The organism is Aeribacillus sp. FSL K6-8394 (genome assembly GCF_038008865.1).
Lineage (GTDB): Bacteria > Bacillota > Bacilli > Bacillales > Aeribacillaceae > Aeribacillus > Aeribacillus composti.
Window position 1 is genome coordinate 23,559 of the sequence record NZ_JBBPAA010000001.1, and the last position, 23,490, is coordinate 47,048.

General features: G+C 39.4%; 23 protein-coding genes. 13 read left to right on the forward strand and 10 right to left on the reverse strand.

What is annotated here, in order from left to right:
* Window positions 1–67: 67 nt before the first annotated feature.
* A complete protein-coding gene (locus tag NSR00_RS00140) occupies window positions 68–289 on the reverse strand; it encodes an IDEAL domain-containing protein (RefSeq protein ID WP_063386620.1) in 222 nt (73 codons plus the stop codon).
* Window positions 290–519: 230 nt separating this feature from the next.
* On the opposite strand from NSR00_RS00140, the gene NSR00_RS00145 reads away from it, so the two are divergent.
* Window positions 520–1,092 carry a competence protein ComK gene (locus NSR00_RS00145; RefSeq protein ID WP_082829581.1) on the forward strand — a complete coding sequence of 191 codons (573 nt, stop codon included), beginning with the start codon at window positions 520–522 and terminating at the stop codon, window positions 1,090–1,092.
* Between the two features lie 239 nt (window positions 1,093–1,331).
* On the opposite strand, the gene tnpB is transcribed toward NSR00_RS00145, so the two are convergent.
* On the reverse strand, window positions 1,332–2,450 hold the full coding sequence (gene tnpB, locus NSR00_RS00150; protein WP_340786052.1) for an IS200/IS605 family element RNA-guided endonuclease TnpB: 1,119 nt from the start codon (window positions 2,448–2,450) through the stop codon (window positions 1,332–1,334).
* A gap of 86 nt (window positions 2,451–2,536) precedes the next feature.
* Between tnpB and NSR00_RS00155 the strand changes: the two genes are divergently transcribed.
* A complete protein-coding gene (locus NSR00_RS00155; RefSeq protein WP_264467635.1) occupies window positions 2,537–2,671 on the forward strand; it encodes a hypothetical protein in 135 nt (44 codons plus the stop codon).
* Window positions 2,671–3,069 carry an IS200/IS605 family transposase gene (gene tnpA, locus NSR00_RS00160; protein ID WP_339193942.1) on the forward strand — a complete coding sequence of 133 codons (399 nt, stop codon included), beginning with the start codon at window positions 2,671–2,673 and terminating at the stop codon, window positions 3,067–3,069. The genes NSR00_RS00155 and tnpA overlap by 1 nt, the downstream gene beginning before the upstream one ends.
* A 57-nt stretch (window positions 3,070–3,126) precedes the next feature.
* Here the strand turns inward: tnpA and NSR00_RS00165 are convergent, their stop codons facing one another.
* On the reverse strand, window positions 3,127–3,507 hold the full coding sequence (locus NSR00_RS00165; RefSeq protein WP_063386621.1) for a hypothetical protein: 381 nt from the start codon (window positions 3,505–3,507) through the stop codon (window positions 3,127–3,129).
* Window positions 3,508–3,659: 152 nt separating this feature from the next.
* Here NSR00_RS00165 and NSR00_RS00170 point away from each other — a divergent pair, with 152 nt between their 5' ends.
* The 8 genes from NSR00_RS00170 (at window position 3,660) to NSR00_RS00205 (ending at window position 18,058) form a co-directional block, all read left to right on the forward strand.
* A complete protein-coding gene (locus NSR00_RS00170; RefSeq protein WP_340786055.1) occupies window positions 3,660–4,277 on the forward strand; it encodes a TVP38/TMEM64 family protein in 618 nt (205 codons plus the stop codon).
* A 10-nt stretch (window positions 4,278–4,287) separates the two neighbouring features.
* Window positions 4,288–4,794 carry a signal peptidase I gene (lepB, locus tag NSR00_RS00175; protein ID WP_340786057.1) on the forward strand — a complete coding sequence of 169 codons (507 nt, stop codon included), beginning with the start codon at window positions 4,288–4,290 and terminating at the stop codon, window positions 4,792–4,794.
* 158 nt (window positions 4,795–4,952) lie between these two features.
* Complete coding sequence (gene addB / locus NSR00_RS00180; RefSeq protein ID WP_340786060.1) at window positions 4,953–8,456, forward strand: helicase-exonuclease AddAB subunit AddB; 3,504 nt, start codon at window positions 4,953–4,955, stop codon at window positions 8,454–8,456.
* Entirely contained in the window at window positions 8,446–9,702 is a 1,257-nt protein-coding gene (locus NSR00_RS00185; protein WP_340786063.1) for a UvrD-helicase domain-containing protein, read from the forward strand. The genes addB and NSR00_RS00185 overlap by 11 nt, the downstream gene beginning before the upstream one ends.
* Window positions 9,703–10,510: 808 nt before the next feature.
* A complete protein-coding gene (locus NSR00_RS00190) occupies window positions 10,511–10,849 on the forward strand; it encodes an HNH endonuclease (RefSeq protein ID WP_340786066.1) in 339 nt (112 codons plus the stop codon).
* A gap of 14 nt (window positions 10,850–10,863) precedes the next feature.
* On the forward strand, window positions 10,864–13,443 hold the full coding sequence (gene addA, locus NSR00_RS00195) for a helicase-exonuclease AddAB subunit AddA (RefSeq protein WP_445659547.1): 2,580 nt from the start codon (window positions 10,864–10,866) through the stop codon (window positions 13,441–13,443).
* A 29-nt stretch (window positions 13,444–13,472) separates the two neighbouring features.
* The gene (locus tag NSR00_RS00200) at window positions 13,473–14,654 is read left to right on the forward strand and encodes an exonuclease SbcCD subunit D (RefSeq protein ID WP_340786069.1); all 1,182 of its coding nucleotides are present in this window, start codon (window positions 13,473–13,475) and stop codon (window positions 14,652–14,654) included.
* Entirely contained in the window at window positions 14,651–18,058 is a 3,408-nt protein-coding gene (locus tag NSR00_RS00205) for an SMC family ATPase (RefSeq protein ID WP_340786071.1), read from the forward strand. The genes NSR00_RS00200 and NSR00_RS00205 overlap by 4 nt, the downstream gene beginning before the upstream one ends.
* An 838-nt stretch (window positions 18,059–18,896) precedes the next feature.
* Here the strand turns inward: NSR00_RS00205 and NSR00_RS00210 are convergent.
* The 7 genes from NSR00_RS00210 to NSR00_RS00235 form a co-directional block, all read right to left on the reverse strand.
* Window positions 18,897–19,115, reverse strand: coding sequence for a spore germination protein (locus tag NSR00_RS00210; protein WP_063386628.1), 219 nt, complete (start codon window positions 19,113–19,115; stop codon window positions 18,897–18,899).
* 89 nt (window positions 19,116–19,204) lie between these two features.
* Window positions 19,205–19,489 carry a spore germination protein GerPE gene (locus NSR00_RS17960; RefSeq protein WP_445659569.1) on the reverse strand — a complete coding sequence of 95 codons (285 nt, stop codon included), beginning with the start codon at window positions 19,487–19,489 and terminating at the stop codon, window positions 19,205–19,207.
* A 21-nt stretch (window positions 19,490–19,510) separates the two neighbouring features.
* Complete coding sequence (locus NSR00_RS00215; protein ID WP_094245175.1) at window positions 19,511–20,872, reverse strand: IS4 family transposase; 1,362 nt, start codon at window positions 20,870–20,872, stop codon at window positions 19,511–19,513.
* 262 nt (window positions 20,873–21,134) lie between these two features.
* Complete coding sequence (locus tag NSR00_RS00220) at window positions 21,135–21,311, reverse strand: spore gernimation protein GerPD (protein WP_340786074.1); 177 nt, start codon at window positions 21,309–21,311, stop codon at window positions 21,135–21,137.
* On the reverse strand, window positions 21,308–21,931 hold the full coding sequence (locus tag NSR00_RS00225) for a spore germination protein GerPC (protein WP_340786077.1): 624 nt from the start codon (window positions 21,929–21,931) through the stop codon (window positions 21,308–21,310). Before NSR00_RS00225 ends, NSR00_RS00220 begins: the two co-directional genes overlap by 4 nt.
* Before the next feature lie 69 nt (window positions 21,932–22,000).
* Window positions 22,001–22,210 carry a spore germination protein GerPB gene (locus NSR00_RS00230; protein ID WP_063386632.1) on the reverse strand — a complete coding sequence of 70 codons (210 nt, stop codon included), beginning with the start codon at window positions 22,208–22,210 and terminating at the stop codon, window positions 22,001–22,003.
* Window positions 22,211–22,221: 11 nt separating this feature from the next.
* Window positions 22,222–22,443, reverse strand: coding sequence for a spore germination protein (locus NSR00_RS00235; RefSeq protein WP_063386633.1), 222 nt, complete (start codon window positions 22,441–22,443; stop codon window positions 22,222–22,224).
* A 426-nt stretch (window positions 22,444–22,869) separates the two neighbouring features.
* On the opposite strand from NSR00_RS00235, the gene NSR00_RS00240 reads away from it, so the two are divergent.
* Together NSR00_RS00240 and NSR00_RS00245 are read left to right on the forward strand one after the other, a co-directional pair.
* Window positions 22,870–23,322, forward strand: coding sequence for an RrF2 family transcriptional regulator (locus tag NSR00_RS00240; protein ID WP_063386634.1), 453 nt, complete (start codon window positions 22,870–22,872; stop codon window positions 23,320–23,322).
* Complete coding sequence (locus tag NSR00_RS00245) at window positions 23,303–23,482, forward strand: YezD family protein (protein WP_094245314.1); 180 nt, start codon at window positions 23,303–23,305, stop codon at window positions 23,480–23,482. Before NSR00_RS00240 ends, NSR00_RS00245 begins: the two co-directional genes overlap by 20 nt.
* The last annotated feature ends 8 nt before the right edge of the window (window positions 23,483–23,490 follow it).

A 23,490-nucleotide genomic window follows, 5' to 3' on the forward strand; every position in this document is an offset into this window, starting at 1 on the left:
GACTGGCCATAATCATTACCTTCACATAGATTGAGCCAATCCTCTGGGATTGGCTTTTTTTTATCATTTAACGCACCCATTTCGCATATTCTTTGGATAGCTCCATAAATTTTTCTCTATCTTTTCGGTCCAGAGCATCATTAATTTTGTCTTCCAGCATTTTTTTCCGATGATTGAACCATGCTTCGTCCAGAATCATTTGGATGTATACATCCATCATGAAGTTTTCTGGATTTTCCTTCACAGAACGGGTCTTCATCAGTTCGGAATAAGATTTCCGGTTTTCCATAACCCATCACCTCTGATGCCTTTTTTATATTATATGGATTTCGGAAGGAAAAATCAACTTATAATTTGTAATTTTTAGAAAAATTATATTAACAATAACATCTTACCTTGATCTAATGCTTTGTATTTAAAAAATTTTAAAAAAATATAGAAATTTTGGAATTTTTATGATAAATTTGAATCAGTGAAAAAGAACTATTATATAGAAAAAATTAGGAGGTAAGAATTCTAGTGAGTACGAAGCAGTTTGAGGCAGAAAAATGTATTGTAAATGGGGAAACAATGGCCATTTTGCCTTTTAGAAAAGAACATCACTTGTACGCTAAAATTTTGGAAACTAGCGGAGAGCGCATAGTACCTATTCGACCTGTTTATGTTATTGATCAAAGCTGCCGTTATTATGGTTCAAGCTTTAAAGGAAGAGTTGAAGGATCAAAAGGGCTGCTTGGCATAACAAAAAAGCTTCCGATTGTCATTGATCCTGCCAATTCCCTTTATTTTTTTCCTACTCATTCACCCGCAAGGCATCAGTGCGCCTGGTTTTCCCATTCCCACATTTCCCGCTTTATGAAAACAGATTCGAATTGTACGGAAGTCATATTCCGTAACGGTCAGAAAATAGTTGCTGACATATCTCCATCTTCTTTTTCCCATCAATTTTATAAAACGGCACATCTTCGAACGATTATCTCTTCAAGAATTGAGCAGGAGCAGCGCCGCATGAACACAATCCTTTTTCCGAAGGAGCAGCATGCATATATTTATGAACAGCTCGTTCGCGAATTCAGAAAAGAAGATGGATAAGCTTTATCTTCCGGCACGCAAGCTGTCAATTTGCGTGCTTTTTTCCGTGTTAGAAAATGGGGGAGATTTCATTTTTTCTGTTATAAGGGGACAGGCATTCAACGGGCGAAACAAATAGTCCTGTTCCCTCATCTTCTGTAGCGAACGGTTTGGCCGTTGTCTTTCTTTTAAGTTGAACTACCACTAGGCTAAAGCCGTAGTGGATTCCTAAGTACAGAGTTCTACCGAACTCTAATTGATTAGGCTATCCCCGTAGTTCCTACGGTTAATCGCAAGGCTTCCTTGCGAAGATTTAAACTTGCGTTAATATCTCGGTTATGATGGGTATGACAATTAGGACACACCCATTCACGCAATGCAAGATTTTTAACGTCTTTGTTTTTGTAGCCACAGCACGAACAAAGCTGGCTGGATGGAAAATTTTTCGATACGGTAACAACTTGCTTTCCGTACCATTTCGCTTTGTATTCTAACATCGTTCTAAATTGTGACCATGATACTTCGCTAATTGCTTTAGAAAGATTGTTATTTTTTAACATATTACTTACAGTCAAATCTTCCATCCCGATAATGTCGTGGTTTTTGACAATATAGGTGGAGATTTTATGCAAGTAATCGTTTCTAGCGTTTGTGATTTTTTCATGAATACGAGCAACTTTAATTCGTTGTTTGTTCCAATTAGAACCACCTTTTTTACGTCTTGATAGAATCCGTTGTGCTTTTGCTAATTTTTCTTCTAATCTTCGAAAAAACTTAGGATTAGAGTAAATCGTTCCATCTGAAAGAATAGCAAATTCTTTCAAGCCGACATCTATGCCAACAGCAGAGTCAGTTTTAGGTAATTCCTGAACTTCTGTTTCTACAAGAATGGATACAAAATATTTTCCACTTGGATTACGTCTAATTGTTGCATTGAGAATGCGACCTTCTACTTCACGACTCTTTGCAAAACGAATCCATCCAAGTTTAGGCAGCTTGATTTTATTATCATCAATAGCAATATTGTCATTTGTATACTTTGTCGTGTAAGACTGAACAGGATTTTTCTTGGACTTAAAACGTGGTTTATCGTTTTGTTTCTTGAAGAAACGGGAATAAGCGTCAGCAAGATTTTTTAATGACGATTGAAGTGCAATACTATCCACTTCTTTTAGCCAAGTTAATTCTTTTTTTAATTGTGTTAACTGAGCAGAACAAGAATTATAAGTTAAACCTTTTCCTGCCTCTTTGTAAGTATTATCCCATTTTGCTAAAAAATGATTAAATACAAATCGACAGCACCCAAAGGTTTTATTAATTAATATTTCTTGTTCTCTGTTCGGATAGAGCCGAAACTTATATGCTTTATTTACAATCATTGATTTTTCACCTCCTTTAATATATACTAAAAGTATATACTTAATTAAAATATATGTCAATAGTATATACCGAGGAGGATTGTAAAATGGAACGTATACCAAAATTAATTAAATTTCCTGTCGATTTAGTAACAAGAATCGAAGAGTACAAAAAAAAGAACAATATTAAAAATTTTTCAGTTGCAGTTTACGAATTAATTCGTAAAGGTTTAGAAAAATAATGGAATACATTTCTGAAAATCACAGTAAGCATTTACTTTTGTGCCATTTGATATTTGTTTGTAAGTATCGAAAAAAGTTATTATTAAAAGTTGGTGATGATATTAAAACCGAAATCGAATCTATATCTAATCGTTATGGTTGGCAAATTATCGAGCAAGAAATAGACCAAGACCATATTCATATTTTGATTCGTTATTCTCCGAAATGGAGCATTCTTGAAATCGTTAGATTATTGAAGCAACTTACAACCTATCGAATATGGCAAAAGCATAACGAATATCTTTCTCAACATTTTTGGAAAGAAAGAACCTTTTGGAGTGATGGATATTTTTCTTGTAGTATTGGAAATGTAAGCAAAGAGATTATCCAAAAATATATTCAAGAACAAGGTCATTAGAGCTTACATCCCCTAGGCTAAAGCCATAGGGGTTTTACGCCATTTCCTATAAAAAGTCTAAGAGGTTGGAATGCCAGATTTTTTTTCAGTTTTAAACAAATAATGTTCAATCAGTTCATTTACTTTATTTCGGATTCTTGGGTTGAAGTAGCTGTGGTGTTCTTCGTAGCCGTTATAGTAGAAAGTGTACGTTGTGAATGCTTCATCCTGTTTGGCTTTTAAAACTTTCACCTTTTGTCTGCGCAATTCTTTGCGAACCTCTGCCAAATCTTTTTGTACAAGCTTTAACGCCTCTTCAATTAGATGCAAATAAGGATCTTTCAGCTTGAATGGACTTTTTTTTACGACATTCATGTCTTTGTTCAGCACCGTAGCAGTCATCGGTAAGTAGATCGACTGTTCAATCAAATGGCGAATGTCGGTTGGTATTTTCGACATAGGGAATACCTCGCTTCAAATGGAACATATGTTCTATTTTTATTATAAAACAGGAAAATAAATCATTTCAATTAATTTTTTTCGGCAAAATTTTTTAACTTATGCTCAAAAGGTGTAAAATAAAAAGAGATGTTGAAGTAAGGAGTTAAGATATGGATGTCATTGCATTTTTCGATTCCATTACATTAGAAGATGTTGAACGATTCTTTAAAGAATACCGAGCGCTCGGACCTCTTCCAGGGATTCTGCTTCCGATGCTTGAGGCTTTTTTTCCGTTCTTGCCTCTTATTCTGTTTGTAATTGCGAACGCTAATTCATTCGGACTTTGGTTCGGCTTTTTGTACTCGTGGATCGGTTCATCGGCAGGCGCATTGCTCGTGTTTTTTTTAGTGCGAAAGTTTGGCCGGAAGCGTTTTTTAAATTTTTTAAGCAGACATGAAAAGGTAAGACGAATGATGAACTGGGTCGAACGGCACGGCTTTGCTCCTTTATTTTTAATGCTCTGTTTCCCTTTTACGCCTTCTGCGCTTGTAAATGTAGTAGCCGGTCTTTCCAAAATCAATGTGTGGCAGTTTGCGCTCGCTGTTTTATCAGGGAAACTTGTGATGATTTTTATGCTTAGCTTATCAGGGTACGATTTACGGGAGCTGATTGAAGAGCCCGCCCGTTTGATCATTGTGTTTGTTGTGATGGCGCTCATGTGGTTTATCGGAAAAAGGATTGAGCAGCGTTTAAATGTTTCGTTAATTAAACGAAAAGATAAAAAGTAGGTGAAGAGCCGTGAGGAAAAAACGAGTTATTGCGGGAATCGTCACTTCAGCTCTTTTATCAACCGTTTTAATTAAAAATATTGCGTTTGCCGCGTACACTGTTGATGGCGTATCGATGCAGCCCACCTTAAAAGAAGGCCATCATTTTTATATAAATAAATTGACGAATCGGTTTAATAAAATTGAACGGTTTGACATTGTCGTGTTTCAGATGCCCGGCGAAAAGCAAGTTTTGGTTAAAAGGGTCATCGGCCTTCCAGGAGAAAAAATTGAATATCGAAACGACAAATTATATGTGAATGGGAAATATGTACCGGAACCATTTTTAAAGAAAAATAAAGAAAAAATATATGGAAATCCGATCACAGGGAATTTTACATTAAAAGAAATAACTGGAAAAGAAACGGTGCCGGAAAAATGTATTTTTGTCATTGGCGACAATCGGTTAAACAGCAGGGACAGCCGGCATTTTGGCTTTGTTCGTGAAAAAAATGTGATCGGAGAGGTAAAACCGTAAACGATGATTCCTATAAGTTGGAAATTCGGATTGTCCGAATCAATGGATTTTCAAAACCATTTACAGTAAAATAAATGTATTCATAAACACGAAATCAGAATGGGACAAGAAAATTGTCCCATTTTCCGTTTGGATGCCTTCTGAAGGGGGGAGATTTCATGGGTATTAAGTTTTTGGTCGGTTCATCCGGCACAGGAAAAACGACGGCAATCTTAAACGAAATTAGGGGAAAATTAAAAGAAGATCCGTATAATGGAAAACCTATTTTGTTTCTTGTTCCAGATCAAATGACTTTTCAAATGGAATATGAACTGATGAAAACTCCGGAATTAGGAGGAATCATTAGAGCACAAGTATTGAGCTTCAACCGTTTGGCGTGGAGGGTGCTGCAGGAGGAAGGAGGCATCAGCCGTACCTTTATTTCCCAAACAGGCATGAACATGTTTCTTCGAAAAATCATCGAAGAAAAAAAGCACGAATTTAAAGTGTTTTCCAAAGCCAGTGAAAAAAAAGGCTTTATTGAGCATATCGAACAGATGATTACAGAAATGAAAAGATATATCATCAGTCCAGATATGCTGGATGATCAAGTAAAAAAATTAGCGGAAAGCCATGATCATAGAGAGCGGATTCTTTCCGATAAATTGAAAGATTTGGCGGGCATCTATCGTTCCGTGGAAAAATTATTTGCTGATAAATACATAGATTCAGAGGATTATTTGCAGCTTCTTTCAGAGAAGATTTATGAATCAAGCTATATGGACGGAGCGGAAATTTATATCGACGGCTTTCACAATTTTACGCCTCAAGAATTGCAAGTAATCGAATCGATGATGAAAACAGCTTCTTCTATAACAATTGCTCTCACATTGGATAAACCGCCTGAAGAGGCCGTTGCCGACGAGCTTCATTTATTTTACATGACGGCTGAAACCTTTTCTTTGCTGAAAAAAATGGCTGAACGAAATAATATTTCCATTGATGAAGTAGCATATATGACTGACCGGAAACGTTTTATTGAAGAGCCGTCACTTGTTCATCTAGAAAAAATGTACTCTTCCCATACTCCCGAACCTTTTCACGGAGACAGCGCGATTGTATTTATGCAAGCGGTGAATAGACGCGCCGAAATTGAAGGGATTGCTAGAGAAATTATCCGCCTCGTTCGGGATGAGGGAGTGCGATTTCGGGAGATTGCACTGCTTATTAGAAACATGTCCGATTACAGAGATTTGCTGGAGCAATTGTTTCAAGATTACGAGATTCCTTTTTTTATAGATGAAAAAAGCTCAATGACATATCATCCGCTGATCGAATTTATCCGCTCGAGCTTGGAAGTCATAACCGGAAACTGGCGGTATGAAGCTGTTTTCAGAACGATTAAAACAGAATTTCTTTACCCGCTAGATGCCGATAAAGCCGAAATGAGAAAAGAAATGGATCAATTAGAAAATTATGTGCTTGCCTACGGTATTCAAGGGAAAAAATGGACGGATCAAGCCGGCTGGACGTACAGGAAGTACCATTCATTCTATGACAACGACAAAAAGACAGATGAAGAAGAGGAAATAGAAAAACGGATCAATCAATTACGGAAGCTGATTGTGGAGCCTCTGCAAGCATTGGAAAATAAGATGAAACGCGCCAAAACCGGCAGGGATATGGCCGAAGCGCTATATATGTATTTAGAACAAACAAAAGTGCCTGATAAGCTGGAGCTTCTTCGTCTAGATGCGGAAAATGGAGGGAACTTGATTGAAGCAAGGGAGCATGATCAAGTTTGGAATGCTGTGATAGAGCTATTGGATGAATTTGTAGAAATTATGGGCGATCAGGAAATTTCCATTCATTTGTTTAGGGAAATGGTCGAAACCGGAATGGAATCGATGAAATTTTCTCTCGTTCCCCCGGCCATTGACCAAGTGATTGTCGCAACACTTGACCGGTCACGTTTATATGGCGTTAAGACGGCATTTATTGCAGGAGCAAATGACGGAGTGCTTCCGGCAAAACCGGTGGAAGACGGAGTTTTAACAGATGATGAAAGAGAGCTTCTATATCATAATGGAGTGAAGCTTGCGCCGACAGCTCGAAGAAAATTGCTGGATGAAAATTTTTTGATTTATTTAGCGCTCACGTCTGCTAAGCAAAAGCTGTATTTATCGTATTCTTTGGCGGATGAAGAAGGAAAAGCGCTCATGCCGTCTATTATTGTCAAACGGTTAAAAGAAATATTTCCAGATGCTAAGGAAATGATCTCTCTTAATGAACCGGAAAGTGAGGAGGCGGAAGAACAGCTTTCTTTTATTGTCAGTCCGAATGTTTCTTTGTCTGTTTTAACTTCAAAATTGCAAAATTGGAAAAAGCAGTATCCTCTCCATGAGCTGTGGTGGGATGTTTACAATTACTTTGTATATGATCAAGAATGGAGCAGCAAAGCGAAAAAGGCGATTGCCAGCCTGTTTTATTCAAATACAGAAAGACCTTTATCCGAAGAGGTAAGCAGAAAATTATATGGACGGAAAATACAAGGAAGCGTTTCAAGGATGGAGCGGTTTCGGGCATGTCCTTTTGCCCACTTTGCTTCTCACGGCTTAAAGTTAAAAGAACGGGAGTATTACAGATTGGAAGCGCCGGATATCGGCCAATTGTTCCATGCGGCATTAAAGCTGATGGCAGACCGGCTTCAAAGCATGAAAGTAGAATGGCGCGAATTAACAAAGGAGAATTGCGAAAGACTTGCTCATGATGCAGTCGAACAGCTGGCGCCGAAACTGCAAAAAGAAATTTTAATGAGCACAAACCGCCACTATTATATTAAACGCAAGCTTCAAAATATTGTTGCCCGCGCATCAAAGGTTTTAAGCGAACATGCAAAAGCAAGCGGTTTTGTCCCAATTGGTTTAGAAATATCATTTGATGAAAAAAGTAAGCTCCCCCCGTTCCGATTTAAGCTTGAAAACGGATGTACGTTGGAGGTCGTCGGAAGGATAGACCGAGTGGATAAAGCGGAAAGTTCGAAAGGTCTTTTGCTTCGCATCGTCGATTTTAAATCGAGCGACAAAACATTAAATTTGACAGAAGTGTATTACGGCATTGCGCTGCAGATGCTCACTTACTTGGATGTTGTCATTTCCAATTCTCAATCTTGGCTTGGCGTAGAAGCGACTCCAGCAGGGGTGCTGTATTTCCATATTCATGATCCGTTCATACAGTCCCCAGATTTATTAACGGATGATGAAATAGAAGAAGAAATTTTGAAGAAATTTAAAATGAAAGGCTTGCTGCTTGGAGACGAAGAAACGGTGCGGTTAATGGATCAAAAATTGGAAAGCGGCTATTCCAAAATCGTTCAAGCCGGCATAAAGAAAACCGGGGAATTTTATGCAAATTCTCAAATCGCCAGCGAGGATGAATTTCATGCATTACGCTCGTATATCCGGCGCGAATTTAAGCGGATCGGTACGGAAATAACAGACGGAAATATTTCCATTGCGCCATATAAAATGAAAGAGAAAACGCCTTGCACCTTTTGTTCCTTTAAATCGGTCTGTCAATTTGATGAATCGATTGAAACGAACCGTTTTCGCATATTGAAAAGCTTAAAAGGGGAAGAAGTGCTGCAAAAGGTAAGAGAGAAGGTGGATTCAGATGAAGAATGAGCTGAAAAAGTTAGAAAAAGGCCAATGGACCGATGAACAATGGAAAGCGATTGTTGCCGACGGACAAGATATATTAGTGGCGGCCGCTGCCGGATCAGGGAAAACGGCCGTTCTAGTTGAGCGGATTATTCGCAAGCTGACCGACAATCAGCATCCTGTAGATGTGGACCGGCTGTTAATCGTAACGTTTACAAACGCTGCGGCTGCAGAAATGCGCAGCAGAATTGGCGAAGCGCTGGCAAAGGCTTTGCGAAACCAGCCTTCTTCCCTCCATCTGCGCCGCCAATTAACCCTTTTAAACAAAGCGCAAATATCAACATTGCATTCTTTTTGCCTGCAAGTCGTTCGCAAATTTTATTACAAAATTGATATTGATCCCGGTTTTCGAATAGCGGACGAAACAGAAATGGAACTGTTAATGGAAGATTGCATGGATGAATTGTTAGAAGAAGAATACGGAATGGAGCATAATGAACTATTTTTCGAATTAGTTGACAAATATACAGGCGATCGCTCAGATGATGAAATCAAAAAAATTATTAGATCCATTTATGAATTTGCTAGATCTAATCCATTACCGGAAAAATGGCTTGATGAAATGGTGCAAATGTATGACATAGAACAAGCTGAGTCATACGAGGACTTGCCGTTTTTTCAATATTTACGGAAGGATATAGCGATACAGCTTTCCGGAATCAAGGATTTGTTAGCGAGAGCTCTCGACATTACGAAATTGCCGGGCGGCCCCTCTCCAAGGGCTGAAAATTTACTCGATGACATGAAACAGGTGGAAAACATTATAAACGCTTCATCGTGGCAGGAGCTTGCCGAGCAAATGAGAGCTTTTCAACCGACACGCGCCAAGGCATGCAGGGGAGAAGAATATCGAAAAGAGCTCATTGATGAAGTGACGGAAATGAGAAAGAAAGCGACAAAGGAAATAGAGAAATTAAAAAATGAGCTTTTCTCTAGGGATATTCAAAACCAACTGCTCGATTTGAAAAAAATGAAGCGCACAATGATTTGTTTAGCCGACTTGGTGAAAAAATTTGCTGTCCGGCTGGAAGCAATGAAAAAAGAAAAAGGAATTGTCGATTTTTCGGATCTTGAGCATTATTGTTTGCAAATATTAACAGAAAAAGATGAGAAAGGAAATGTTGTTCCGAGTGATGCTGCTTTGTTTTTTAAACGACAATTTCAAGAAGTATTAGTGGATGAATACCAAGATAGTGCGACACGTTCCTAACTGAAAAGGTTAGGCACTAGCTTTGAAGCTAGGAGAACTGATGGTTCGAAGAGTCGAATGAGAGGGTAACGCCTCGAAAGACTCTCCCTAATACTCCGAATAGCGACAAGATGGGTAAGCATCTTGTGGTTATAAGCTCGGTGAAGTCGGCTGAACGCTGCCGTAACAAGTAAGGTTGACGAAAGCTCTCCAGAGGTGGAGGGTGCAGCGGATAGGCCGGGGGTCTATAAAGCACTCATGGTGAGAATGTTGGTGCACAAAAACCAACTGACGAAAATCCGAATGTACGGCTCTAGAGGTATAGGTACCAGAAATGGTATCGCCACGGTTTGTGGTGCTGGTGAGGTGGAGTAAGAATTGTCTTTATGAAACACCTTACAGCGTTACAGGCGCTGTCCAGCCAGCAGGGCCAGAGGATTCACCTAAAAGTGCATATGTACAGATAGAACCATCGGAACGTGGAAAGCTGGCAACGTGGAGGTCTTACCCACCAATGAAACGGTGATGAGGAAAGGCGGAAAGCTATAACTCATCTTTATGCCAGTGAGAGCGGTGGCACAGTACCGAAGAAGTGATGGAAACATCATGGAGGGATAGCCACTAGTCAATCGGTTGCCATTCAACCACTTTTAAAAGATTATATCCTAAATACACAGGAAAAGTGGTTTTTATACATGGAATTAATGTATTTCCTATTGACCATATAAGAACAAAGCCACCGTCGAATTTTAGTCAAAATATTTGTCCTTATACGTCAGAAGGAAGAAAGCAAGTTCATGATGCATTAAAAGGATATAATCAGACCGTTATGTACCATCTCATACGCAACCCTGTACCTAATCAAAGTATGGAATACAACGACAATCGAATTTCGTTGTACGTGGGGCAGTATGGGCGATGTGGAGTAACAAATGTACCATTAGAAATTGGAGATATGGAGGTTCACCATAAAATCCCGAAAAAACTAGGCGGGAGCGATGAATACAACAATCTAATCTTTGTGAGGAAAGATGTTCACAAGTTGATTCACGCAGTAGAAGAACAAACCATTCAGACATATCTCCAAAAATTGAATTTAGATAAGGATGGTTTAGATAAAATCAACAAACTTCGCAAGTTGGTTGGAAACGATGAAATAGTAGCTTAGATGACAACCGATTGATGGAACGCCGTATGAGGGGAAACTCTCACGTACGGTGTGAATGGGGGGAAAAGCTGGAGATAACTTCAAAGGCTTACCTATCCATATCCAACTTGGTGCAGGAAGCGATTTTAAAGCTGGTGTCAAAGGATCATGAAGCGGAAGGAAATTTATTTATGGTCGGCGATGTAAAACAATCCATTTATCGTTTTCGGCTGGCTGAACCGTTATTGTTTTTGGCGAAATATAAACGGTTTACCTCCAGCGGAGCGAATTCCGGCTTGCGCATCGATTTAGCCAAAAATTTCCGCAGCCGAAAAGAAGTTTTGGAGGCCACAAATTTTCTTTTCAAACAATTGATGGGAGAGACTGTAGGCGAAGTCGTTTATGATGAGGCAGCAGAATTGAAGCTTGGCGCACGTTATCCAGAGAACAGTAGAATGAATACAGAGCTCCTCCTAATAGACCGCCGGAAGGAGGAATTAGCAGAAAAAGAAGAAATAATGATTGAATTTGATGAAGAAGAATTGGAAACGGTGCAGCTTGAAGCCCGCCTTATGGCGAAAAAAATAAAAGAGCTTATTCAGGAAGGCTTTCCTGTTTACGACCGAAAGCTTGATCGTACGAGACCTGTCACATACAGAGATATTGTGATCCTGCTTCGTTCGATGCCTTGGGCGCCGCAAATCATGGAAGAGTTTAAGCAGCAAGGTATTCCGGTGTATGCGAATTTATCAACAGGATATTTTGAAGCAACAGAAGTGGCCATTATGCTTTCGCTTTTAAAAATTATCGACAATCCTTATCAAGATATTCCGCTCGCTTCTGTGCTGCGTTCGCCGATTGTCGGCTTAAGCGGAAATGAACTTGCCATCATCCGTCTTTATAAGAAAAACGGTCCGTATTTCGATGCACTTGAATCATTTTTGCAGCAAGAAAAAGCCCATCATAGCGAGCTTTATCAGAAAGTAAGCGAATTTGTCAGCCGGCTCAATCAATGGCGGAACTTGGCGAGAAAAAGCTCCGTTTCGAATTTAATTTGGCAATTGTACCGTGATACCCGCTTTTTTGACTTTGCAGGCGGAATGCCCGGCGGAAAGCAGCGGCAGGCCAATTTAAGGGCATTATATGACAGAGCAAGGCAATATGAGGAAACGTCCTTTCGGGGATTGTTCCGATTCCTGCGGTTTATTGAAAGAATGCAGGAACGGGGCGATGATTTAGGAGCAGCAAGAGCTTTAGGAGAACAGGAAGATGTTGTCCGAATTATGACGATTCATTCAAGCAAGGGGCTTGAATTTCCGATTGTTTTCTGTGCAGGTTTATCTAAACGATTTAATATGAAAGATTTGACCAAAAAATATTTGCTCGATAAAGAATTAGGGTTTGCCTCGCTGTTTATCGATGAAAAAAAGCGGATTGTGTATCCAACTCTTCCTTATATAGCTGTAAAAAAGAAATTGAGAATGGAAATGCTTTCGGAAGAGCTTAGGGTATTGTATGTGGCTTTGACAAGAGCAAAGGAAAAGCTGTTTTTAATCGGCACAGTGAAAGACGGAGAAAAAAAGTTTAAAGAATGGGAGCAATCATTCACTCACCGCGAATGGCTGCTTCCAGATTACGATCGTTTAAAGGCAGTATGTTATTTAGATTGGATCGGTCCTGCTGTCATCCGTCATAAAGATGCGGCAATTTTACGAGAAGAAGAAAGAGAAGCAGCGGATGAAATCTTCTCTTATCCGGTGAAATTGCAAATTGATGTGATTCCTGAAGAAAAATTAAAAGAGCAAAATGAGCAGGCAGCGGTTATGATGGATGAAAAAATGGACGCTTTGAGAAATTTTGTTCCTGTTCAGTCAACAAGTAGTTTCGCCAACCAAGTGCAAAATCAGTTGTCCTGGAGCTATCCTTTTTCAGATGCAGCCTCTCTCCGGTCGAAGCAATCGGTGACGGAAATCAAAAGAAGACTTCAATTTTCAGATGAATACAGCGACATTTCTATAAAGAAGAAAATACAAGGGAATTCCTCGTACAAGCGTCCGAAATTTATGCAGGCAAAATCTCTTACAGCAGCAGAAAAAGGAACGGCCATGCACACAGTGATGCAGCATTTGCCATTGGGTGAAGACTTGACGGAACAAACGATTCGACAAACCGTGCATTATCTCGTGAAAAAAGAAATATTAACGGAGGAGCAGGTGGAAGCGGTCAATGTAGAAGGAATTGTGCAATTTTTTGAATCACCGCTGGGTAGACGCCTAAAAGGAGCAAAAAAAATTTTTCGCGAGATCCCTTTCAATTTGGCAGTGCCGGCGAACGAAATTTACGAAAAAGGAAGTTCGCTCAATACTGAAACGGTCATCGTTCAAGGTGTGATCGACTGCCTTTTTGAAGATGACGATGGGCTCGTTCTGTTAGATTACAAAACGGATGCGGTAAAGGATCGTTTTCCATCCATTGAAAAGGCAAAACAGGTGCTTGCTTCTCGATATGAAATTCAAATTGACTTGTATGCAAAGGCGGTAGAGTCAATCTTAAAAAGACGAGTCGATGATCGGTATTTATTCTTTTTTGATGCAGGGCTCATCATAAAATTATAGATTTGCAGACTATTTTAGAGGTGAGGTAATTGAGAATCTTGCATACGGCGGATTGGCATCTCGGAAAAACGCTTGAAGGTCGGAGCAGGCTAAAAGAGCAGGCACAGTTTCTTGATGAACTGTATGAAATTGTTGTAAAGGAGAAAATTGATGTCATTTTGATGGCAGGAGACGTTTTTGATACGGTGAATCCTCCGGCAGGAGCAGAAAAGCTGTTTTATGAAAGTATTTCAAGACTTTCTGATAGAGGAAAAAGACGTGTGATCATCATTTCCGGAAATCATGACAGTCCGGAACGATTGCAAGCAGCAGCTCCGCTGGCAAAGGAGCAGGCGATCGAGCTGATCGGCTACCCGAGAGGCGATGTTTTAACGGTTGAAGTTCCGCGGACAAATGAAACAATGAAGCTGGCGGCGCTTGCTTATCCGTCGGAAGCAAGGCTGAATGAACTGCTTTCAAACGAATATGATGAACTCTTATTGAGAGAGCATTACGATGAAAAAATTCGCGGCTTGTTTGCAATGATGAGCAGAGAGTTTGAACCTCATACGGTGAATATTGCCATGAGTCATCTTTATGTAGCCGGAGGCAGCACGACAGATTCCGAGAGACCGATTGAAGTCGGCGGAGCGTATACAGTTCGAGCCACAAGCCTCCCGGAAAAAGCGCAATATGTCGCATTGGGACATCTTCACCGGCCGCAAAATGTTAAAAAGTCCAATGTGCCGGCAAGATATTCCGGATCGCCGCTTGCCTATAGTTTTTCTGAGGCAGGTTATACGAAGTCTGTCACAGTGATCGATGCAAAACCCGGCGAGAACGCGGTTGTTTCCGAAATTTATTTGTCGAGCGGAAAACCGCTTGTGAAATGGAAAGCAACTGGCGGTCTTCTTCAAGTTCACCAGTGGCTTGAAGAAGGAAGAGACAAAAACGCATGGATTGATCTTGAAATTTTTTTGACCGACAGCCTTTCATTAGAAGAAATTCATCGGTTGAGAAAATGGCACGACGGCTTTATTCACATCCGGCCGATTTTTGAAAAAGAAGCCGAAAAGGTCCAACAAGAAAGAAGAGAAAATCTCCCGATTGATGAAATGTTTAAACGTTTTTACAAAAAACAAACTGGCGGCGCCGAGCCGGAGACAGAGCTCATTGAACTGTTTATGACATTGCTCTCTGAAGACTTAAAAGAGGAAGGAGCACAGTCATGAAGCCGATAAAACTTTCTTTAGCAGGACTGAATAGCTATCGAAAGATGCAGACGGTCGATTTTGAAACACTATGCGACGGCGGTGTCTTCGGAATATTTGGTCCGACTGGCAGCGGAAAATCAACGATATTGGATGCCATTACGTTAGCGCTTTATGGAAAAGTAGAGCGAGCGGCCAATAATACGCAAGGGATAATGAACCATGCGGAAGATCAATTATATGTCAGTTTTACATTTGAGCTTGAAGATGGCCGATCAAAAAAAAGATACACGGTTGAACGAACATTTAAGCGGGTGGATAATGTCAGGATCAACACAAGGCTGTGCCGGCTTCTCGAAATAGGAGAAGAAACGGTCGTTTTGGCAGATAAAACAAATGATGTAAATGACAAGATTTACGAGCTTTTAGGGCTGACGATAGAAGATTTTACCCGCGCTGTTGTCCTTCCGCAAGGGAAGTTTGCTGAATTTCTGTCTTTAAAAGGCTCGGAAAGAAGGAAAATGTTTGAACGATTGTTCAACTTGGAACGATTCGGCGACCAATTAAATAAAAAGCTGAAAAAACGTCTTTTGGAATCAAGACAGCAATTCGCTGAATTGTCAGCGGAACAAGCAGGTCTTGGCGATGCCTCGAAAGAAGCCGTTTTAGAGGCTGAAAAAACGTTTATACGCTGTGATACAGTGCTGAAAGAACGGGAAAAGCAGCTGGACGAGGCAGCAAAGGAATTTGAGCGGATTCAGACAATCTGGAATTTGCAGACGGAAAAAACGACTTATGAGAAAAAACGACAGGAGCTTGAGCAAGAAAAGGAGCGGTTTCAAGAAATCGAAGAAAAGCTGAAAAAAGCGGAGCAAGCGGAGATGCTGAAACCATATGCGGAAGCAGTGCTCGAGCATTTAGCGGAAAAGGACCGTTTTGAAAAAGAAACAGAGCATTGGCAGCAGGAAGAGAAAAAGCTAGCAAGCCTTTATAAAGAAAAAAAGGAAGCTTTTGAAGCGATTCGTGCCAAAAAAGCTGTTGAAGAGCCGGAGCTTTTAACAAAACGTGAACTATTGAAACAGCTTATCTCATTGGATGCAGAAATCAAAGAGGATGAAGCATCGTTTGTAAAGCTGAAAGAAGACTATGAAGCATTGAAAACGAGGCTGCATGAAAAACAGCATACAGAGAGAAAGACGAGCGAATTATTAAATAGGGCGTTAGAGAAGCAGCAGGCTTTAAAACAGCAGGCGAAAGAAGAAACAGTTTCAAGAGAATTCCGGGAAAAAATCCAAAAAGCATATCAACAGAAGCTGAAAATGATGCAGCTTATGAAAGACGAATATGAATTAAAAAGCAAAAAGCAAAAGAAAGAAGACCAGCTTAACGAATGGCGGGAAAAGGCTGACGAGTCCGCCCGCAAAAAGAGTGAATTAAACGAACGCCTGGCAGGTAATTTCAATCAATTACAAAAAGTTTATGATCGTTTATGCAGCCAAATGCGGGAACATGAATTTTTTAAAGAAAAAGTAAAGGACGATTTACAGGCTGCAAAAAGTCAGCTTGAAGAAGAAAGAACAAATCAGGCGGCAGCTTTGATTTCCGAGCAGTTGACGGAGGGGGAGCCTTGCCCTGTCTGCGGCTCCACACATCATCCGGCCCCGAACAGACATTTTTCGATTGAACGTTTAAAAAAATTAGAAGAAACAACGCAGCAGCTAGAACGAATTTTCAAAGAATGTGATCAAACCGAACAGCTGTATTCCTCGCTGAAGCAAAAGCTGCAGGAGCTGTCTGAAGATTTACAAGCGGAACAGTCATTCCTTGCCGGAGTGAAAGAAATAGCGTCGGCTAACGAAGAGCCGATCATTACGATGGACGATAAGCCTCATGATCTTTTGGCATATGACAAATTTAAAATCGAATGGAAAGCTTTGAACCAAGATTACTTAGAAATAAAAGACGCAATAAGAAAAACAATAGCAGACATTCGTGAAGTCAACCATATTACAGCACAAATAGGACCGTTGCTGGATGCTGGGGAAAAAGACTTATCCGAAATCATGCTACAATTGCAAAATGTAATAGAGCAGCTGGAAGAAGAAAAAAGAAAGTGGGATTTAGAGTTTGCTGATCTCGATATGGATCAAATCGAGATGTATGTAAAGGAAATTAGTAAAAAAGACTCGCTCGTTGAACAGCTGCACGAACGAATTGAAAAAAGCGTCAGCTTTATTCAAGAAAAAGAACAGGAAATCGAGCGGTTAAGGGAAGAAATACTCAATCTTTCCACTCAATTAGCTGCCAAAAAAGGAGAAATGGACAGGCAGGCAGAACTGATAGCCGATAAACAGAAAAGGCTCACAGCGCAAAGAGCTGCAAAGGAAAACCTTTTAACAGAACTTAAGAGGATCGATCTTGCCCTTGAACAGCTAAAAAGGGATGAACAAGCAGCTTATGATATTTTCCAAAAAACGGCAAATGAATATCAAAAAGCTGAAAGTCAGCTCCATACCGCCAAACAGCAATTGACAAGCTGTATAAGCAAGCTTGAAAAAGCGGAAAAAAATTGGAACGACCGAAAACAGCAGACTCCTTTTGCAAATGTGCATGAAGTGAGAAATTCCGTTTTGCAGGAAGAAGAAAAACTGGCTATGCAAACGAGTCTAGATCAATATAAAAAAGAAATGGAGCATGTAGCATCTGCAATTGAACGTCTGGAAGAAAAATTAGGCGGAGCTGTTCTTAAGCAGGAAACATGGGAAGAAACGAAAAAATGCTTAGAAGAAGCTAGAAAGCAAGTAAACGAAGCAATGGAACAAAGAGGTGCGGCGGCAAAGCATTTGCAGCTGTTAAAGGAAAAACATGAACGATATGTGGAAATAGAAAAAGAGAAAGAAGAGTTGCAGCTTCTTCTTAATCGGTTAGAAAAACTTCAAGCCGTCCTGAAAGGGAATAGTTTTGTCGAATACATGGCTGAGGAACAGCTTCAACAAATAAGCTTTGATGCTTCACAGCGGCTTGGGGAATTGACAAGACAAAGATATGCGATTGAAGTCGATTCAGAAGGAGGTTTTATCATGCGCGACGATGCAAATGGCGGAGTAAAACGTCCTGTTTCGACATTATCTGGCGGAGAAACATTTTTAACTTCTTTAGCCTTAGCTTTGTCGTTGTCCACCCAAATTCAGCTTCGCGGAAAATATCCGCTTCAGTTTTTTTTCCTTGATGAAGGGTTTGGAACGCTTGATGCAGAGCTTCTCGATACGGTTGTATCGGCTTTGGAAAAACTGCAATCGCAAAATTTATCCGTTGGCGTAATCAGTCACGTGCAGGAGCTAAGGGAACGATTGCCTAAGCGGCTGATCATTGAGCCAGCTGAACCTTCCGGAAATGGAACGACCGTGCGAATCGAAACGATTTAATTACATGAAGCAAGGATATTTCTGACCTAGTATGCCGTTACCAGTTAACAGCAAGTATTACATTCTCTAAAGGATCTTAACCGCTCAACATGACGGGGCTGTCTAATAAGTCGATTTTCCGGCTTATAGACGCCCCGTTAATCTTTTAGAAATGTTGATATATCAAATGTTTATGATGTTTCGTTTTCAATGGATTTTGACTTTCTAAGACAATCCCTACTAATCTTAGTATGTTTTGATTGCTGTGCTCATCCGTACTTGTTAACCGTTTTTCATCGTTTTGACAAGATGTGCTGTTTCAGCATTCTCCACATAAGCGAAAAAAGCAGGTTCGATGGTGACGCATGCTGCATCATGCACAAATCGTTTCAGCATTTCCAAATAAGCTTAAAAACAGGAGAACGGTACCATCTGCAATTTACCCCGTTTTGAAATAGGTTGAGTAAAAGTTTTCCGTCAAAAAAATAAGACTATGAAAAGGCGAGTCTTATAAAATATAAAATTTCTCTTTTACAACGGGATGAAAATCACTTTACGAAATTAACTGTATTGTATGTTAATGTTGTGAGTGCGAATGCTTTCTAACTGTATAACAGTCCATGAAAAAACTAATGCAGGTTTTCAGCTTCTTTGAACCGATTCATAGTTTCACTCTATTTGTGCATCATGAGGACATCCACATTCCTAAAAAGAGTCTTTTGATCTGAAATGCAAAACAATGCGCTTTTTTTATTGAGCAGGACAACAAATTGAATGTCCTGCTCGCAAATAGTGTTTCTGAATCATAACATAATTCCAATCGTTATTTTTCACTAAGTCTTTTTAACGAACCAGGCGGCTATGCATTTGCCGTCTGGTTTTGATCATTTACGTCCGGATCGATTCCGTTTGTTATGCTGAGACCGTTGTTATTAATATGAAAATCGCCTGTGCAGCTACTACCAGAGCCGCTGATGGATTTTGATGCTGATTTTGGAGATAAATAAAAGGAATCTCCGAAATTCACAACTCCTCCTGAAACGGAATTAATTTTTATCGGTCCGACAATCGCTGGCATGAGGAACATCCTTTTCCTTGTTGTCTCATAAATCACATGCGTAGAGAAAATCTATTGTTCAGGGATCAATATGTTTTGTCCTGTTGAAATTACCGTTGTTTTTCGTCGCCATCAACGTTTTTAGACAATTGTCGAATATGTTTTATTCGTGCTTCCGCGCATATTTCTTCGGCTGATCCAAAGTTCACGATGCTTGAAGATGAGATGCCCAAAATTTTTACGTGATCGACATATATGTTCGGAGAATTGTTTGAATATGCGCTGGAAAATTGTTCGTCAAAGGAAGGCTGAGGAATGGATTCGCGGAAAAGCTGATAGGAGCGAAACGACCCTTCCTTTGTATTAAATTTTTCATAGTCCCGCTGAACTGCCAGAACATTCGTTTTAGGGGTAACTCAACTTTCGCACACAGAAATATTTAAGCATTGCTTGATATAATTAGGTATAGTGGCCAACCATTTATTCATTTGATTTTTAAAGATGTCCATGTTCAAAGAAACCTCGGCTTCCGCCAAAGTTTGGAAAAGGTCAATAAGTGATTGAAGGGCAGTAATAAAATCTATGTCTTTTACATCTTCGCAAAGGATGTAAAAAAGGTTGCCAATCGTCTTAGGATCCTCCTCTTTTCGCATTTGCCAAGCAATGAGAATATATCGTGTAAAAACAATGGTTGTATGGCTAATTAACATGTCGTAGGAACGTCCCTGGAATTCTTTCTCTAAATTTAAAAGGGATTTATTGCATTTGAAGAAGACTTCAATGTCCCAACGCATGCCGTAAATACGAATGATCTCTTCATTTTCTAATGTTGTATCTGTGCTGAGAATGGCAAGCCATTCGCTCCGTTTATTACGGTTTCGTACAAATAGAATTTTTACTGGAATTCCATTGTCTAAAGTAGCATAAACGGATCCGAGAATGTCTTTTTTACCCATGTGAGGTTTTGCCAATTTGTAAAGTTGATTCAGTGTGAAACGTTCACCATTGTAAACGTATCGCTGCTTTAATTGCTTCACCATGCCAATGACAAATAACCCTTTGTTCGTAATCTTCTCAATTAAAGGCGCTTGTGTAAACCAGGAATCCATGAGAACATAGTCAGCTACAATCCCTTTTTCAAGCGCATGATCAAGTAAAGCTGAAGCCACGTCCGGTTTTGATTTCAGAGCTTCCTGGCGACGCTTATAGCCAGATGTTCGTTTATCAATATTGGTATTGATTTCTTGCAGGCGATTTTCCTTTTTCGGTGAACTTAGAAGAGCAAAATCAACGGGAATAAAAGTAAAACTATCGGTCCAGCCAAGGGTAAGCATTTGAAACCCTTTCAAGTACTGATGGGTAGAGTGATCAAAAACCTTAGCCAACAGTTCAACCGACTTACTACGGTTTCTTGAAAAGACAGAATCATCAATCACAAAAGCTGTGACACGATCTTTTGAAGTTAATGGTTGAAGCAGACGGATCATTTCACTGCTTAATGAAAGCAGAAACTTTCTCCAATGATAGGTTGGTGTATTTAAAAAGCGATAGACTGTATCCTTTCCGGGCAGATCCTGAGATCGTTTACTCATAAAAGCACGAAACCAGTTCTTATATTGGAAGACTAAAAGAAAAATCAGTTTGAAAACAGTAAGACAAGAATACCCGGAAAGTTTCGTAATATTCGCTTTTCTTAAATGATATCCAATATTTAATTCGGAAAATCCTTGTTTAATTTCTTTTGGTAATTGCGCAAAGTAGTCTTTATTCGTTATCATAGTGGTGACACCTTTCTTTTGGATTTGGTTTCGTCACCAATATTTTACCAAAAGAATAGGTGTCTTTCTTTATGTTTTAAAAAATGTCAAATGATAATTTTGTACTTCCCAAAACCATTTACATCAAGCATTTAAACAAGATTTTGGACTGCGAAAGCTGAGGGGGTAATTTTTTTCGCGTCACCGATTTGGAATACGGAACAGATGTTTACTGAGTGTATATACGCCACTCTTATGTTCGCAAATCTTTTTAACAAATACATTAGTCTAATGACAAAGGAACAAATGGACCGATGATTAATGATTCAGGTGGCGTATCAAAAATGGAAGAAAGAAAGATTTTATCCGCATCCCCTATTAAAAAAACTGATGAACTTGAAACCCCTATGATTCTCACCATGCCCACATGCAAGCCGTTATTGATGACGGTAAAATTCATGAAAATTCGTCGCCTTTCTTTTTATTGGGGAAATGTTTAAAAAAATGATCGATCGACTGATCAATATCTTTTTTTACCTTTTCTTCAATCCATTGTATTTTTTCTTTTATATCTGTTTGCTCATGGAGACGGAGTCTTTGTAGATAATAAGTAATCCTTCCTTCAAGTTGTTTACTAATGTCTTCTATGATGATAGCTTTATATGTTTCATCTAATTCATATTCATAGTTTTTAGCAAAGTCTTCAATCTTTTTCGGACATTCTTCTTGTAAATAACTATGAATGCTTTCAACGCATTGTTCGAATATTTGCTGTTTTAATTCGCGATGAACATCATCGACGTTTAGTTCTTCATTTTTTACGGAAAATTGTTCAATTGCCTCCTGATCGGCAGGATTTAAACCGATATTCAAGACTCCTTCGAGCGTTTCGATTTTCAATTGGTCAAATTTGTACTCAACTTTTTCAATATTTGTATAAGGTTTGTTTTTGATCTCTTCCATTTGTTCTTCAAGGTAAAGAAACCCTTTTTCCAGATGGTCGATTCTTTTGCTTTGGGAATGGAGATATTGTTCCAATTTTAGGATATATTGCAATAATGATTGCACAGTGTAATTCATGATGTTCTCCCCACCTTTATCAGCATTCGTTACCATATTTATATTCTTTTCTAAATGAAAGGTGAATCGCTATGAAATGCTTGGTGGACGGAGAGGCACAATGACTCCGTTTCCCTGGCCGGATGGAGCGGGAGCCGGTTCAGTAAATTGTCCTGTGTTGTATAAATTCGACAACGGTTTTATGATTCCGGCGCTGCCGATTTGAAATACGGATGAATTGGCGATCGTTCCGATACGTATAAATTGTATGTGAATCGATTGTTGAATATAAAAATTCATATAACCACCCTCTAAGCATTTAACACTTGCGGCTGATCAACGAGATCACTGTCAAACGTATTCGTAATGCTGTTTTGGTTAAATACGTAAAGACCGTCGCCTGTATTGAAGGAACCAGCCCCTGCGAATGTTTTCACTTCACTGTATGGTGAAATGTTTACGACGTCTCCGACATGAACGACACTGGCCGTCCCGACGCTATTTACCTTCATAGCACCAACAATTGCAGGCATCGTTTTCCATTCCTTTACCTTAAAAGTTGTTTAGCTATATTAAGTGTATGTTATGTCTTGAAAACTGTGATAAACGTTTAGAGTCGCATTTTTGTATACCTCAATATTTCACAAAATAACTATGCAAAATTCGTGGTGCTTTTAGCACATTTACACAAAAATTTCATAAAATAATCGCATCCGAAAAAATTTTTGCCCGAAGAGCATGGTGACTTTTCTTGTTTTCAAATTGTTTTTCATTTATCAAGGAAAAATAATGGAAAAAAGTACAAAAAAATTATTATTCTTACTTGACATATAGGATTAATACGATTAAAATGTAACTCAATATTATTTTCTTAAACTATCAAAAAGTTTTTGTCGTGAAAATCCCTACCGTTTTAGTCGAGATTAATCTAGTAAACTTTCAGGGGAAGGGGGCATTTGGTGAAGGTTTCAAGCAGAGGTGAATATGCATTACGTGCTTTGCTTGTACTTGGTCAGCAACAGGGAAAAGTCTGTCCGATCAATGAAATCGCCAAACAAACGCTAGTTACGGTCAAATACTTGGAACAAATCTTGCTCCAATTAAGAAAATTGGGGTATGTGCACAGTAAAAGGGGTATACAAGGAGGCTATATGCTCCGTTTATCGCCGACTGACATTAACATAGGGGAGGTTATCCGGCAAATTGAAGGTCCTTTATCTCCAATGGGGTGTGCCAGTACGACGGCTTATGTGCCGTGTCCATTGGAAGATAAGTGTTTATTAAAGCCGCTTTGGACGGTTGTACGTGACACAATTGCCCGCGTTCTTGAACAAACAACTTTAGATGATTTATTGAATAAAAGAATTACAACGGGAATTGGAGGGGAGAGCTTTGTTAAAAACGAAAATTGATCAGGAGTGGATTGAAAGAATTATACGTTCACTAGAAGATTTGGAATACGGATCTGTGCAAATTATTGTACATGACTCAAGAATTACACAAATCGAAAAATTGGAAAAATTCCGTTATCCTTTAGAACGAAAGGATAGCCATAACAAAGGGGCTAAGTGAACATATAA